This window comes from Streptomyces sp. NPDC057249 (assembly GCF_042669245.1).
Lineage (GTDB): Bacteria > Actinomycetota > Actinomycetes > Streptomycetales > Streptomycetaceae > Streptomyces.
In genome coordinates, this window is sequence record NZ_JBHUXS010000010.1 from 262,912 (window position 1) to 276,998 (window position 14,087).

Consider the following 14,087-nt stretch of genomic DNA (forward strand, 5'->3'; position numbering starts at 1 on the left):
GCCCGGCGCATTCGCGTCTCCGGGAGGGGCACCCGCACACTGAACAGTGGGCGCGGTGTCCCGTCCCTTGTTTCCCGCTTTGTCTCTTGCACTCCGGGCCGTCCCGCCCGTACCGCACCACCCGGCAGACAACGGCGTCTACCAACTTTGAGGAGTTCCCCCGTGGCCATCTCGGTCTTCGACCTGTTCTCGATCGGCATCGGCCCGTCCAGCTCCCATACGGTCGGCCCGATGCGTGCGGCCCGTATGTTCGCGCGCCGCCTGAAGAACGAGGGCCTGCTCGCCCACACCGCCTCGATCCGGGCCGAGCTGTACGGCTCCCTCGGCGCCACCGGCCACGGCCACGGCACCCCCAAGGCGGTCCTGCTCGGCCTGGAGGGCGAGTCCCCCCGCACCGTCGACGTCGAGACGGCCGACGAGCGGGTCGAGGCGATCCGCGCCGGCGGCCGGATCAACCTCCTCGGCATGCACGAGATCCCCTTCGACGCGGACGAGCAGCTGATCCTGCACCGCCGCAAGGCGCTCCCGTACCACGCCAACGGCATGACCGTCTTCGCGTACGACGCCGACGGCGCCCCGCTCCTGGAGAAGACGTACTACTCGGTCGGCGGCGGCTTCGTCGTGGACGAGGACGCCGTGGGCGAGGACCGGATCGTGCTCGACGACACGGTCCTCAAGCACCCCTTCCGCACCGGCGACGAGCTGCTGCGCCTGGCCCGCGAGACCGGTCTGTCGATCTCCTCGCTGATGCTGGAGAACGAGCGCGCCTGGCGCACCGAGGAGGAGATCCGCGCCGGGCTCCTCGGGATCTGGCGGGCCATGCAGGCGTGCGTGACGCGCGGGATGTCCCGCGAGGGCGTCCTGCCCGGCGGCCTCAGGGTGCACCGCCGCGCCGCGAAGACCGCCCGCCAGCTGCGCGCGGAGGGCGACCCCCAGACGCACGCCATGGAGTGGATCACCCTCTACGCGATGGCGGTGAACGAGGAGAACGCGGCGGGCGGCCGCGTGGTCACCGCCCCGACGAACGGCGCGGCCGGCATCATCCCGGCCGTCCTGCACTACTACGTGAACTTCGCGGCGGGCGGCGCGACCGAGGCGGAGAAGGACGACAGCATCGTCCGCTTCCTACTGGCGGCCGGTGCGATCGGTATGCTGTTCAAGGAGAACGCCTCCATCTCCGGCGCCGAGGTCGGCTGCCAGGGCGAGGTCGGTTCCGCCTGCTCCATGGCCGCCGGCGCCCTCGCCGAGGTCCTGGGCGGCACCCCCGAGCAGGTGGAGAACGCCGCCGAGATCGGCATGGAGCACAACCTGGGCCTCACCTGCGACCCGGTCGGCGGCCTCGTCCAGATCCCGTGCATCGAGCGCAACGGGATGGCGGCGGTGAAGGCGGTCACGGCGGCGAAGATGGCCCTGCGCGGCGACGGCAGCCACAAGGTCTCCCTGGACAAGGTCATCAAGACGATGAAGGAGACCGGCGCGGACATGTCCGTGAAGTACAAGGAGACCGCCCGGGGCGGGCTCGCGGTGAACATCATCGAGTGCTGAGGGCGCCGGAAATCCGGTAAAGGGGGGTGTCCCCCGTTCGATAGGATGCCAACGGCCTGCGACAGAGGCACCCGCACCGTAGAAATTGGGAGCATCCGACGATGACTCGACACCTGATCACCAGCGCGCTTCCCTATATCAACGGGATCAAGCACCTGGGGAACCTGGTCGGGTCGATGCTCCCGGCGGACGTCTACACGCGGTATCTGCGCCAGCGGGGCGAGGAGGCGCTGTACATCTGCGCCACCGACGAGCACGGCACCCCGGCGGAGCTGGCCGCGAAGGCGGCCGGGCTGCCGGTGGCCGAGTTCTGCGCGCAGCAGCACGACGCGCAGAAGGCGGTCTACGACGGATTCGGGCTCGCGTTCGACTACTTCGGGCGCAGCTCCTCCGCCGAGAACCGCGAGATCACCCAGCACTTCGCCCGCAAGCTGCACGAGAACGGCTTCATCGAGGAGCGGGCGATCCGCCAGGTCTTCTCGATCGCCGACGACCGCTTCCTGCCGGACCGCTACATCGTCGGCACGTGCCCGCACTGCGGGTACGACAAGGCGCGCGGCGACCAGTGCGAGAACTGCACCCGTGTGCTGGACCCGACGGACCTGATCGAGCCGCGCTCCGCGATCAGCGGCAGCAGCGAGCTGGAGGTCCGGGAGACCAAGCACCTCTTCCTCCTTCAGTCGAAGCTGTCCGGCGAGGTCGAGGCGTGGATCGACGAGACCAGCGACGAGTGGCCGCACCTGGCGTCCTCGATCGCCCGCAAGTGGCTCACCGAGGGCCTGCACGACCGGGCGATCACCCGTGACCTGGACTGGGGCGTGCCGGTCCCGGCCGACACCTGGCCGGAGCTGGCGGCCGAGGGCAAGGTCTTCTACGTCTGGTTCGACGCCCCCATCGAGTACCTCGGGGCGACGAAGGAGTGGGCGGACCTGGAGCCGGGGAGCCGGGACTGGAAGTCCTGGTGGTACGAGGCGTCCGACGTCCGGTACACGCAGTTCATGGCCAAGGACAACGTCCCGTTCCACACGGTGATGTTCCCGGCCATGCAGATCGGCACCCGGGAGCCGGTCAAGCGGGTCGACCACGTCAAGGCGTTCAACTGGCTGAACTACTACGGCGGCAAGTTCTCGACGTCGCAGCAGCGCGGCATCTTCTCGGACACCGCCCTCGAACTGCTGCCCGCCGACTACTGGCGCTACTTCCTGATGGCGCAGGCCCCGGAGTCGGACGACACGTCCTTCACCTGGGAGCTCTTCGCCACCTCGGTGAACAAGGACCTGGCCGACACCCTCGGCAACTTCGTGAACCGGGTGCTGTCCTTCTCGCGGAAGCGCTTCGGCGACGACGTCCCGGCGGGCAAGGAGGCCGGGGACGCCGAGCGGAAGCTGGGCGAGGAGATCGCGCGGCTGCTCGCCGAGTACGAGGGCCACATGGAGGCGCTCCAGTTCCGCAAGGCCGCCCAGGCCCTGCGGGCGCTGTGGAGCGCGGGCAACTCCTACCTGGAGGAGAAGGCCCCCTGGCTGGAGATCAAGACCGACCAGGAGGGCGCCGCGCTCACCCTGCGCACCGCGATGAACCTGATCCACCTGTACGCGGTCGTCTCGGAGCCGTTCATCCCGTCGTCCGCGCGGGCCATGCGCGAGGCGTTCGCCCTGGCGGACGACACGGCGACCTGGGTGAGCGCCGACGAGGCCCGCGCCCTGGCGTCCGTGCCGGCGGGGACCGCCTTCACGGTGCCGCCGGTGCTCTTCGCCAAGATCACCGACGAGGACCTGGAGGCGTGGCGCTCGCGCTTCGGCGCCCAGTAGTCCCGCACAGTCGTACGTCGTCGCCCGGCCGGGTCCTTCCGGCCGGGCGACTTCGCGTTCGGGGACCGTCACCCGTGGACCGTCGAAACATTTCGAACCGTTGACCGAAAGTTCCGGTGCCGCTAGCCTGCCGCATGCCCGGCCGGGGCACGCACGTGTGCATGGAGAAACCGTTCCTAAGCAGTGTCCAGGAGTGACATCTGATGCCAGCTCCGAGAACTGCGCGTATCCCGAGCGGTGTTGGATGCGCTGGGTTCCCGCGTTCGCTGTTCCCCGGTCCGGCGACGCGCATCGTGTGCACGCTCCGTGACTGGTGGGCGGGTTCCCTCATGCCCTCGTACGCCTGGTCCGGCCTGGGCGGTCCGATGCCCGCGACGATCACTCCGGTCGTCGCGGGGCGGTGCCGTCCGTCGCCGGATCGGGTACCCGAGGGCACGTCGCCCGATCGCGATGCCGGCGGCATCGTGACGGGACATCTTTCGCTTGTTGCTGGTCAGGGACTTCTTCCAGTGCTCATCGCCCCACATCGACGTGTACGCGGGATCAACGGCGACGATCGACAGTCCGTGCTCGGCGGCCATGGAGACCAGCCGGGCTTTGAGTTTGCCGGTGGGGATGCCGGAGATGAGCTGCCGGAACTTCTTCTTGCGTCCGTGCTTCTCGCGGTTCTTCTCCGCCGTGAAGTCCAGGTTCTCCAGGCCGATGGCCTTCACGCCATGCCGATTGGTCCAGTGCAGCAGTCGGGTGATGGCGTGCCGGATCTGGGCGTCACGGTGAGTGGCGGTGCCGGACAGGTCGTAGAAGAACCGGCGCGGGTCGCCGACCGGGTTGCCCTGCGCGTCGAGCCGGTAGGCGGCGAAGTGGTCGGCGTTCGTGTCCACACCGACCATGCCCTGAGCACGGGCACTGGCCAACGGCACGGTCCTGACCGAGGGCCGGGTCCACGACGCGGTCAGGTACCAGCGCCCGCGTTCCACGTCGAGGTGGATGCGGTAGGCCACGGCCCGGTGCGCTTCGACGCGCTCGCGCCACTCCTGGCCCCGGTGCTGGAAGGCGACCTGGGAGGCGAGGACGTACCGGCCGTGCTTGGCGTTGGCGAGGTGGGCGAGCGGTGGGGGCAGCTTGATGCTGACCTCGCCGTCCGGGGTGACACGGATCGTCTCGTTCCCGAAGCGCTTGCCGGACTCACCATCGGCGGCGAAGAACCACCGCTCGCTCTCCCAGCGTTGGCGCCACTCGTGCTCGGTGAGCTGTGCGGCATCCAGGCTGTGACGGTTCTTCAGAAGCTTCCGGCCGCCGCGCACGACGTGCACGGCACCGGCCTCCCACTCGGCTCGGGCCACGTCGAGGCGGTGTTGAAGGGTGGCCAGGCGGCGGGACTTGTGGAACCACTCGCCCTTGGAACGGTAGCCACCCGGAACCCGCTTGGTGCCCTTCGCACCGATCGGCAGCGACAGGCGGTGCGTCAAGGTGCGCACGCCCGCTTCGAGGGACTGGATGTGAGCGAGTTGGCAGCGGCGGGACAGGGCCCACTGATCGTGGGTCGCCTTCGTGATCGCACCGGCCCAGCGGGACGACGAGTCACTGGTCAGGCCCTGCTTGCGGGCCGCCCACGACTGCGCGTCGTGGTCCAGGCCCTCAGCGCACCGCGTCTTGAGGTCCAGGGACGCCAGGCGCCCGAGGTGTTCGCCGACCCGGCGCAACACCTCCTCGTCCACGGGCGTGAGCTGCTTGAGACGGTCGCGTACCGCCACCCCGGACGGGCCGAGCGCGACGAACGGCGCCTCGACAGTCCGCAGCTCCTTCTTCCTCTTCTTCGGCTCAGTCATCCGAGACCGCCGCTTCCAGCGCCTTGCGCGCACGGTTCCTCGCCGACCTGCGGCCGTACAGCCGGGCGCAGAACGAGGTCAGGACCTCGACCATGTCGCGGACCAGATCGTCTTCGACCTCGCCGTCATCCAGCACGACGAGACGGCGCCCGGACGCGGACAGGGCGGCTTCGACGAGTTCCACGTTCATACCGCCGAGGCGGTCCTTGTGCTCGACCACGACCGTGGTCACCTTGGGGTCGGCCAGCAGCCGCTTCGCCTTCGCGCGGCAGCCGTTCATACCGGAGGCGATCTCCAACTCGACACGCACGACCTCGTGACCCGCCTTCGCCGCCCACGCCGACAACCGTGCCGCCTGCCGCTCCAGATCCGGCTTCTGATCGTGCGAGGAGACACGGGCATACAGACCCACGCCACCGGTCACGGCGGGTGAGGAGTTCGCGTCGATGTTCACCAGGATCGTGCGAGGCCCCACCCGGCGGGCAGGCACCGGAAGAGTCCCCTCACGAAACCACCGATACGCCGTATGCGGGTTCACCCCCTGCAAACGCGCCCACTCCGTCAGGTTCATACGCTGATAACGCCACCACTCCCGCATGGTTACGCACACTCAACGACCCTTCGAAGCCAACAGTCGGCAACCCCCACCACGCAGAGGGAACACCGCCATGAACCGAAGAACGCCGCTCCTCAGCCTGATCACCGCGGGGGCGCTCTGCGCGACCCTCGCCGCCGTCTCCCCGGCCCTCGGCGCCGGCGACGCGCACTCCGGCGGCGAGCCCGGCCCCCGGGAACGCGGCGCGCACTGGGTCAGCACCTGGACGTCGATGCCCCAGCTGACGGAACCCTCGAACATGCCCCCGGCTCCGTTCACCGGCGACGACTCCGTGCTGACGGACACGACGCTGCGGCAGACCGTCCACGTCTCGGCGGGCGGCGACCACATCCGGCTGCGGTTCTCCAACGCGTTCGGCGGTGCGGTGCTGCCGATCACCGAGGTCTCCGTGGCCCTTCCGCTGGACGGGAAGGCGGGGACCGGGGCGATCCGCCCGGGGACCTCGCACCGGGTGACCTTCCGGGGCTCGGCGTCCATCGACGTACCGGCCGGGGCGCAGGCCGTCTCCGACCCGCTGGACTTCCGGGTCGCCCCGGGGTCCAACCTCACGGCGACGGCCTACCTGGCGACCGGGCAGGCGTCCACCGCCCTCACCTCGCACCCGGGCTCCCGCACGACCTCGTACCTGCTGCGCGGCGACCATGTCCGGGACGGGGACCTGCCCGGCGCCACGCCCACCGACCACTGGTACCTCCTCAGCGGCGTCGAGGTCTGGGCCCGCAAGACCACGTCTGCGACGGCCGTGCTCGGGGACTCGCTGACGGACGGCCGGGGCTCCACGACCAACGGCAACGACCGCTGGCCGGACGTGCTCCAGCGGCGGCTGACGGCCCGCACGTCCGTGGTCAACCAGGCGGCGGGCGGCAACCGGCTGCTCGCCGACGGCCTGGGCCCCAACGGGCTGGCCCGGCTCGACCGCGACGTCCTGGCGCAGAGCGGGACGGACCGGCTGATCGTCTTCGAGGGCGTCAACGACATCGGCACGGCGGACGCCACCCCGGCGGCCCAGAAGGCCACGGCCGAGGCCGTCATCACCGCGTACGACCAGATCATCACCCGCGCCCACGCGCAGGGCATCCGGGTGTACGGGGCGACGCTGACGCCGTTCGGCGGCAACACCATGTACGACGATCCGGACGGGTACCGCGAGGAGGCCCGGCGTACGGTCAACAGCTGGATACGCACCAGCGGCCGGTTCGACGCGGTGCTGGACTTCGACCGGGCGGTCCGCGACCCGCACCGGCCCGCCGCGCTCCGCGCCTCGCTGGACGTCGGCGACCACCTGCACCTGAACCCGGCCGGATACCGGGCCCTCGCCGAGGCCGTCCCGGTCCGGCTGTTCGAGCCGTCGCCGCTCCGGGCGGGCTTCGGCTACAACTGACCCGCGCCCGAGGGCGGGTCCGCGCACCGGTGCCGGTGCGCGGACCCGCCTTTCGCGTTCCCGGTGCGGCTCACCGAATCGGCCATGCGGTGCCCGCCGCCGTCCGACGCGCGGGCGGCTCAGGAGTAATCCAACTGCTCACAACCGCGCAGGAGTTCGCGCCGATCACACATTTTCGGTCACCTGCTCCTTCCCTCCCGTGCTCGCGGGGAGTTCACTGGACGTGACGAGGGGTGACGCGAACGCCGCGCACGTCAGGCGGCGCGCTGCCCTGGGCCCTGCTCCGGTCGCCCGGTCCGCGCGGAGGAAAGAGGACAGCCATGCCAGCCACCCGTTCCCCGGCACGCCCATGGCGCGTTCCGGCCGTGCGGGCCGCGTACGGCCCTCCGGAGGGGGTGGCCGGGGGCCCAACGACGGCCGCCCTTCCCGCCCGCTCCGGTCCGCCGGGGCGGCGGGCGTCGTCGCGGCCGGACCGCGGCCCGGGTGCGTTCCCGTCGTGCCGGCGCGGCCTGCCGCCGGCCGGCCGTGCGCACGTCCGCCTCTCGTCACCCCGCATTCCGCGTGCGCGTATCCGACTCGCGCATCCCCCTGCCCTGTTCTTATCGTCACGACGAGGTGCACCATGAGCAAGATCGCGCTTCCCGAATTCCACATGCCGTTCGAGAGTGCGGGATGCCATCCGGGAGTTGAGAAGACGAAGAAGGCCGCCTGGGAATGGGCGGAGGCCAGTGATCTCGTCCTGTCACCCGTGGCCGAGAAGAAAATGATCAGAACGCGCCCGGAACTCTGGATCTCCCTGATATTCCCCCGGGCCTCGCAGAAACATCTGGACCTCTTCTGCCAGTGGCTCTTCTGGGCCTTCCTGGTGGACGACGAGTTCGACGACGGCCCGGCCGGACGCGACCCCCGGCGGTGCGAGAGCGCGATCGGGCGTCTGGTGGACGTGCTGGACGGGGTGCGGGCGCCCGTCGGCCGCATGGAGCACGCGCTGGACGACCTGCTCGCCCGGACCTGCGTGGACCGCCCGGCGCACTGGGTGCGGCAGTTCCGGCGGGACACGGCGGCCTGGCTGTGGACGTACTACGCGGAGGCCGTGGACCGGGCGGCGGGACATGTGCCGAGCACCGCCGACTTCGTCAAGCACCGCCGCGATTCGGTGGCGATGCAGCCGTTCCTGGATCTGCACGAGATCACCGCCGGAATCGACCTTCCGGAATCCGCCCGCAGCCTCCCCGCCTATATCGCGCTGCGCAATGCGGTGGCCGACCATTCCGGGCTCTGCAACGACATCTGCTCGTTCGAGAAGGAGGCCGTCCTCGGATACGAGCACAACACCGTACGGCTGCTCCAGCGCGACCGGGGCTGCTCGCTCCAGGAGGCGGTGGAGGAAGCCGGAATTCTGCTCGGCCGTATCGCCGACCGCGTGCAGCGGGCCGAGAAGGAACTCGTGCAGGAGATCGAGGCGGCGGGAATCGAGGGTTCGGTGCGCATCGCGCTGGAGCGCTGCGTCCGCGACTACCGGGGGCTTGTACGGGGGGACTTCGACTACCACGCCCGGGCCGAGCGCTACACCCGCCCGGAGCTGACGGAGATCGACGAGGACGACTCGATGTCCCGGAACTTCGCGGCCTGACGGGCCGGGACGGGGGCGGGCGGGGCGGTGGCCGGGACCGGTGCGCGGGGCCGCGTCAGCGATTTCCGGACATTTCTCGCCGCGCCGCCCCCCGCGCCCCCGGTCACAGACGGGGAGGCCGCCGGTGGCCGGAACCGGTGGTCCCGGCACCTGTCCCGGATCAGCCCTTGTTCTGCGCGGCCCAGAACTCGTCGAACGTGAGGAGCCCGTCGCCGTTCGCGTCGTGGGAGTTGATCACGGCCTGCGCGACCGGCTCGGTGACGTACGGGTCACCCAGCTGAGCCATGACGCTCTTGTACTCGGCGGCCGAGATCAACCCGTCGCCGTTCAGGTCGTACCGCTCGAACGCCTTGCGCGCCGACTCGATGTCCGCCACTGTTCCGCCCCTTCGTATGACTGTCTGACGGGGCTCAGATTATCGGGCGGGCCGGGCGGCCCGGCGCGTGGGAGGGGCGGCACACCGGCACACGCCGTCCATATCGTGGACGATCAATGGATCATGCGCATGAACTCATGAATATTCATCGATTTCCAGGCACGTGACCCACCACACCTGCGTTTCTTCAGTGAAATGTCCGGATGTGCAGGGGTATGCGAAGAATACGGCTTTGGCTGGGGAGTCTTCCGTCTGTCATAGTCGATGCCACGACCCCCATTGACCCGGGCCAGGTCGTCATGAGCGGCCGTGAACACACCCCCCATTTCACGGTCCCCCCACAGAAGCCCCCGAGGCGCCGCACCACGGCCGACACGGGGGCTTCTGTCTGCCCGGGGCGGCCTGCGGAAGAGGGCGTCAGCGGTCGGAGATGCGCATCTCGAACCAGGTGGTCTTGCCCCGGGGTAAGAGGTCCACGCCCCAGCGGTCGGAGAGCTTGTCCACGAGCATGAGGCCCCGGCCGCTGATGTCCATCTCGCGGACCGGCATGAGGCACGGCAGCCCGCGCGAGGGGTCGCGCACCTCGATCCTGATCCAGCCGCGACGGCGCAGCATACGCAGCCCGAAGACCCGGGCCCCGGTGTGCCGTACCGCGTTGCCGACGAGCTCGGAGACGAGCAGGACGGCGTGCTCGGCGGCCTGCGAGGAGAGCGCCCACTGATGCAGGACGACGCACGAGGTGAGCCGGCGCGCCGTGGCCGCCGACTCCGGGCGGGAGGGCAGCCGGACTTCTTCCTCCGTCGGGTTTCCGAACAACTCCAGCGCTTTGAACGCCTGTTCGTCCTCGACGGCCGGCAATCTCCGTGCCGCTGTCGCGCTGCTGCGCGGTCGCGGCTGCTCCACACCCTCCAGGCCCGCCATGGACACCATCATGGCCGCACGACGGGCCTTCCGGGGCCGTTCCGGTGGAATACGCGACCCGTAATCAGTCGGTCCCCGAGGACCCGCAGGCATATGCCAGAGGCACTACGCACCCCGAGACAGCCGGTCTGACCTGCACTTATGCCGCCTTCGGCGAGGTTCACCGACGGCCCGGCCGCGGGCTCTCGCACGGCTCCCCCAGGGGTGCGCCAATCCGCCCGCACGGATGAACGCTCCCGTTGCCGTTCTCAACCGGCGTTCGGTCAGACGAATGTCGCCTTGCCCGGGCCCTCGTCCACGAAGCTGCGCATGCCGCGTTCCCGGTCCTCCGTGGCGAACAGACCCGCGAACCAGGTCCGTTCGATCGTGAGGCCGGTGTCGATGTCCGTCTCCAGCCCCGCGTCGACGGCCTCCTTGGCCGCGCGCAGCGCCAGCGCCGGCCCCTTCGCCAGGCCGGCAGCCCACGCGTGCGCCTGCTCGTACACCTCGGCGGCGGGCACCACGCGGTCCACGAGCCCCATCGTCAGGGCCTCGTCCGCCCTGACGTGGCGGCCGGTGAAGATGAGGTCCTTGGCCTTGGCGGGGCCGACCAGGCGGGCGAGCCGCTGGGTGCCGCCGGCGCCCGGGATGAGGCCCAGCAGGATCTCCGGCTGGCCGAGCTTGGCGTTGTCCCCGGCGATGCGGAAGTCCGCGCACAGGGCCAGCTCGCAGCCGCCGCCGAGCGCGTAGCCGGTGACGGCCGCGACGACGGGCTTGGGGATGCGGGCGACGGCGGTGAAGGAGTCCTGGAGGGCCTTGGAGCGCAGCACCATGGCCGCGTGGTCCATCGCCTGCATCTCCTTGATGTCCGCGCCCGCCGCGAACACCTTCTCGCCGCCGTAGAGCACCACGGCGCGCACGTCGTCGCGCCGGGACGCCTCTTCGGCGAGCTCGCGCAGCCGGTCCTGGGTCGCCACGTCCAGGGCGTTCATCGGCGGGCGGTCCAGCCGGATGGTGCCGACGCCGCCGCTTACTTCGAGGGTTACGGTCATGGGATGCAGGTTAACCAACGCTAACCACGGGCGGCACGTGCCGGGGGCGGTGCCGTGCGTCACGGCGGACGCGGACGGGCCCGGCACCCTGGATCTCGGTGCCGGGCCCGCCGGGACGCGCGGGGCGAGGAGCTACGCGGTCACGCGGTCCACTCCGACCAGCTCATGTTCCAGCCGTTGAGGCCGTTGTCCGGGCTGATCGTCTTGTCCTGCGAGTTCTTCACGACGACCACGTCGCCGATGAGCGAGTTGTTGAAGAACCAGGACGCCGGCATGGCGGAGTTGCCGCCGCCGCGCACGTCCTGGAGGCCGACGCAGCCGTGGCTGGTGTTGGCGCTGCCGAACACCCCGGGGCCGCCCCAGTAGTTGCCGTGGATGAAGGTGCCCGAGGTGGACAGGCGCATCGCGTGCGGCACGTCCTTGATGTCGTACTCGCCGCCGAAGCCGACGGTGTCGCCGTTCATCCGGGTCACCCGCAGCTTCTCGCTGATGACCATCTGGCCGTTGTACGTGGTGGTGGCCGGGGCGCCCGCCGAGATCGGGATGTCCTTGATCTGCTTGCCGTCGCGGACGACCTTCATCCGGTGCGACTTCGCGTCCACGGTGCTGACCTGGCTGCGGCCGATGGTGAACGAGACGGTCTTGGCCTGCTTGCCGTAGACCCCGGGCCGGCCCTCGACGCCGTCGAGGTCGAGCTTCACGGTCACCTTGGTGCCGGCGGCCCAGTACTGCTCGGGGCGGAAGTCCAGGCGGTCGTTGCCGAACCAGTGGCCCTCGACGGGGACGGCGGGCTCGGCGGTCACCTCGATGGCCTTCTCGACGGCCTCCGGGTCGGTGATGCCGCGCGTGAAGTGGATGGAGACCGGCATGCCGACGCCGACCGTCGAGCCGTCCTCCGGGGTGTACTGCCCGATGAAGGTGTTCTTGGGGACCAGCGTGGTGAAGGAGGTGTCCTTCGCGGACTCACGGCCCTTGGCGTCCTTGGCCACCGCGTGGACCTTGTACTTGGTCGCCGAGGCCAGGTGCCGGTCGGGCACCCAGCTCGCGCCGTCCGCCGCGATCTTGCCCTCGACCTCGCCGCCCTTGGGGTCCGAGACCTTGACCGTGGTCAGCTTCCCGCGCTCGGCGGTGATCTTCAGCGCGCCGCTCGTCGCGACGTCGTCGGCGCCGTCCTTGGGCGCGACGGTCACCACGGCCTGCGAGGCGCTGGTGTCCTGGTTCCTGACCCCGCCCGCCTTGGCGTCCGCGCTCGCGCCGTCGGCGTCTCCCCCGCCGCACGCCGTCACCAGAAGCAACAGCGCACCCACCGCCAGGGCCGGCAGACCGGTGGCTCCCCGCAGCCGCCGTCTGCCGCCCGTTCCGGCCGATGTCCCCGATATCGGCTGCCCGTTCAATGTGGTCGTCTCCCCTCACACGGCCTGGCCCCGCCTAGGCCCCGGGAACCCTCGGGTTCCCACCCCCGCGCGCTGCACATGCACGCTCAGCAAAGAGATAATCACACCGACTGCGGGCAGATCCCCCCGGAATTGTCACTGTTCCGTCCCAAGTGACGGCAGGGTTTCCGCCGTCACGCCCGGGGGTGCCGCGGCGGCCCGCTACCGGAGCGCGGAGCCCGCCCCCCACTTGGCCCAGCCCAGGTTCCAGCCGCCGAGTCCGTTGTCCGGTGCGACCGTCTTGTCGGCCGAGTTGACGACCTCGACCACGTCCCCGACGAGGGTGCGGTCGAAGAACCAGCCGGCCGGGGTCGAACCGCTGCCGCCCTGCACGTCCCGCAGCCCGATGCAGCCGTGGCTGACGTTGGTGGAGCCGAAGACGTCCTCGTCGGACCAGTAGTTGCCGTGCAGGAAGGTGCCGGACTTCGTCAGCCGGATGGCGTGCGGCACGTCCTTGATGTCGTACTCGCCGCCGAAGCCGACGGTCCGCCCGTCCATCCGCGTCACCTCGTGCATCTCGCTGACCACCATCTTGCCGTTGTACGTGGTGGTCGTCGCGGAGCCCGCGGTGACCGGGACCGTGGAGACCAGCTCCCCGTCCCGGCGCACCTCCATCGTGTGCGCCGCCGCGTCCACCCGGGAGATCTGCTCCCGGCCCACCGTGAAGCGCACGGTCTTGCGCTGGCTGCCGTACACCCCGGGCGCGCCCTCCACGTCGGCCAGCCCGATGTCCACGGTGACCTCAGTGCCGGGCCGCCAGTACTCCCGGGGGCGGAAGTCCAGGCGGCTCTTGCCGAACCAGTGCCCGGTCACGGCCACCGGCGGATCGGCGGTCACCCGGATCGCCCGCTCCACCGCCGCGCGGCGGGTGACGGGGCGGTTGAACTCGAAGGAGACGATCATGCCGGTGCCGACGGTCGAGCGGTTCTCCGGCTTGAAGTAGCCGATGAACCGGTCCTCGGGCACCGCGGTGGTGAAGGTGGTGTGCCGGGCCGCGCGGTGGCCGCCGCCGTCCACCGCGACCGCGTCGACGCTGTACTTGGCGGCGAGGCCGAGCCGCGCCCCCTTCACCGGTGCCCAGGAGTGGCCGTCCTCGGCGATCCGGCCCGGCACCTCCTGCTCCCGCGCGTCCTCGATCCGCCGCACCCGGACGCTCTCCAGCCGCCCGTCGGGGACCTCCACCGCGACCCGGCCGTCCGCCCGGACGCCCTCGGCCCGGTCGGCGGGCGTGACCCGGATGGCCTCCTGCGGTTTCCCCTTCCCGCCGATGAACGAACCGGCGCCCGAACAGCCCGTCAGCACGGCCAACAGCGCCAGTACGGCGAGCAGCCACCGCCCGGGCGGAGTGGTGACCGGGCGCGTCCCTGCCTTCTTCGCTACGTCAGTCATGTCCCCCCAACGACGGGGGCCGGTCGCGGGAAACGTGAGTGCGGGCCGCCCGGTGGGCAGAACTCAGGGGACGGCCGCACTCGGGGAGCCGCGGCCGGGACGCCGCGCTCCCCCTTCCGGTGCCG

Annotated in this window: 11 protein-coding genes; 4 read left to right on the forward strand and 7 right to left on the reverse strand. The window is 70.6% G+C overall.

Features of this window, described 5'->3' with window-relative positions; all coding sequences use genetic code 11:
* Positions 1–162: 162 nt before the first annotated feature.
* Positions 163–1,545, forward strand: a complete 1,383-nt coding sequence (locus ACFUJY_RS20845) for an L-serine ammonia-lyase (RefSeq protein ID WP_383301591.1) — start codon at positions 163–165, stop codon at positions 1,543–1,545.
* A 101-nt stretch (positions 1,546–1,646) separates the two neighbouring features.
* Positions 1,647–3,353, forward strand: coding sequence for a methionine--tRNA ligase (gene metG, locus ACFUJY_RS20850; protein ID WP_383301594.1), 1,707 nt, complete (start codon positions 1,647–1,649; stop codon positions 3,351–3,353).
* A gap of 176 nt (positions 3,354–3,529) precedes the next feature.
* On the opposite strand, the gene ACFUJY_RS20855 is transcribed toward metG, so the two are convergent.
* Positions 3,530–5,182, reverse strand: coding sequence for an IS200/IS605 family accessory protein TnpB-related protein (locus ACFUJY_RS20855; RefSeq protein ID WP_383301597.1), 1,653 nt, complete (start codon positions 5,180–5,182; stop codon positions 3,530–3,532).
* A complete protein-coding gene (locus ACFUJY_RS20860) occupies positions 5,175–5,753 on the reverse strand; it encodes an IS607 family transposase (protein ID WP_383301599.1) in 579 nt (192 codons plus the stop codon). The genes ACFUJY_RS20855 and ACFUJY_RS20860 overlap by 8 nt, the downstream gene beginning before the upstream one ends.
* A 97-nt stretch (positions 5,754–5,850) precedes the next feature.
* Between ACFUJY_RS20860 and ACFUJY_RS20865 the strand changes: the two genes are divergently transcribed.
* Together ACFUJY_RS20865 and ACFUJY_RS20870 are read left to right on the forward strand one after the other, a co-directional pair.
* Positions 5,851–7,179 (forward strand): SGNH/GDSL hydrolase family protein, encoded by a 1,329-nt coding sequence (locus ACFUJY_RS20865; protein WP_383301602.1) that lies wholly within the window; start codon positions 5,851–5,853, stop codon positions 7,177–7,179.
* Between the two features lie 652 nt (positions 7,180–7,831).
* On the forward strand, positions 7,832–8,812 hold the full coding sequence (locus ACFUJY_RS20870; protein ID WP_383301686.1) for a terpene synthase family protein: 981 nt from the start codon (positions 7,832–7,834) through the stop codon (positions 8,810–8,812).
* A gap of 160 nt (positions 8,813–8,972) precedes the next feature.
* Here the strand turns inward: ACFUJY_RS20870 and ACFUJY_RS20875 are convergent, their stop codons facing one another.
* The 5 genes from ACFUJY_RS20875 to ACFUJY_RS20895 form a co-directional block, all read right to left on the reverse strand.
* Complete coding sequence (locus ACFUJY_RS20875) at positions 8,973–9,188, reverse strand: EF-hand domain-containing protein (protein WP_018102550.1); 216 nt, start codon at positions 9,186–9,188, stop codon at positions 8,973–8,975.
* Positions 9,189–9,605: 417 nt separating this feature from the next.
* Positions 9,606–10,121, reverse strand: coding sequence for an ATP-binding protein (locus ACFUJY_RS20880; RefSeq protein ID WP_383301605.1), 516 nt, complete (start codon positions 10,119–10,121; stop codon positions 9,606–9,608).
* Between the two features lie 251 nt (positions 10,122–10,372).
* Complete coding sequence (locus ACFUJY_RS20885) at positions 10,373–11,140, reverse strand: enoyl-CoA hydratase/isomerase family protein (RefSeq protein ID WP_383301608.1); 768 nt, start codon at positions 11,138–11,140, stop codon at positions 10,373–10,375.
* A gap of 140 nt (positions 11,141–11,280) precedes the next feature.
* Entirely contained in the window at positions 11,281–12,534 is a 1,254-nt protein-coding gene (locus ACFUJY_RS20890; RefSeq protein ID WP_383301611.1) for an Ig-like domain-containing protein, read from the reverse strand.
* A gap of 201 nt (positions 12,535–12,735) precedes the next feature.
* A complete protein-coding gene (locus tag ACFUJY_RS20895; protein WP_383301613.1) occupies positions 12,736–13,962 on the reverse strand; it encodes an Ig-like domain-containing protein in 1,227 nt (408 codons plus the stop codon).
* Positions 13,963–14,087: the final 125 nt, after the last annotated feature.

Bases quoted from the DNA above. Each gene is read 5' to 3' on its own strand.
- ACFUJY_RS20870 (WP_383301686.1), top strand. From the start codon at position 7,832: ATGCCGTTCGAGAGTGCGGGATGCCATCCGGGAGTTGAGAAGACGAAG.
- ACFUJY_RS20885 (WP_383301608.1), bottom strand. From the start codon at position 11,140: ATGACCGTAACCCTCGAAGTAAGCGGCGGCGTCGGCACCATCCGGCTG.
- ACFUJY_RS20865 (WP_383301602.1), top strand. From the start codon at position 5,851: ATGAACCGAAGAACGCCGCTCCTCAGCCTGATCACCGCGGGGGCGCTC.
- ACFUJY_RS20855 (WP_383301597.1), bottom strand. From the start codon at position 5,182: ATGACTGAGCCGAAGAAGAGGAAGAAGGAGCTGCGGACTGTCGAGGCG.
- ACFUJY_RS20860 (WP_383301599.1), bottom strand. From the start codon at position 5,753: ATGAACCTGACGGAGTGGGCGCGTTTGCAGGGGGTGAACCCGCATACG.
- ACFUJY_RS20895 (WP_383301613.1), bottom strand. From the start codon at position 13,962: ATGACTGACGTAGCGAAGAAGGCAGGGACGCGCCCGGTCACCACTCCG.
- metG (WP_383301594.1), top strand. From the start codon at position 1,647: ATGACTCGACACCTGATCACCAGCGCGCTTCCCTATATCAACGGGATC.
- ACFUJY_RS20880 (WP_383301605.1), bottom strand. From the start codon at position 10,121: ATGATGGTGTCCATGGCGGGCCTGGAGGGTGTGGAGCAGCCGCGACCG.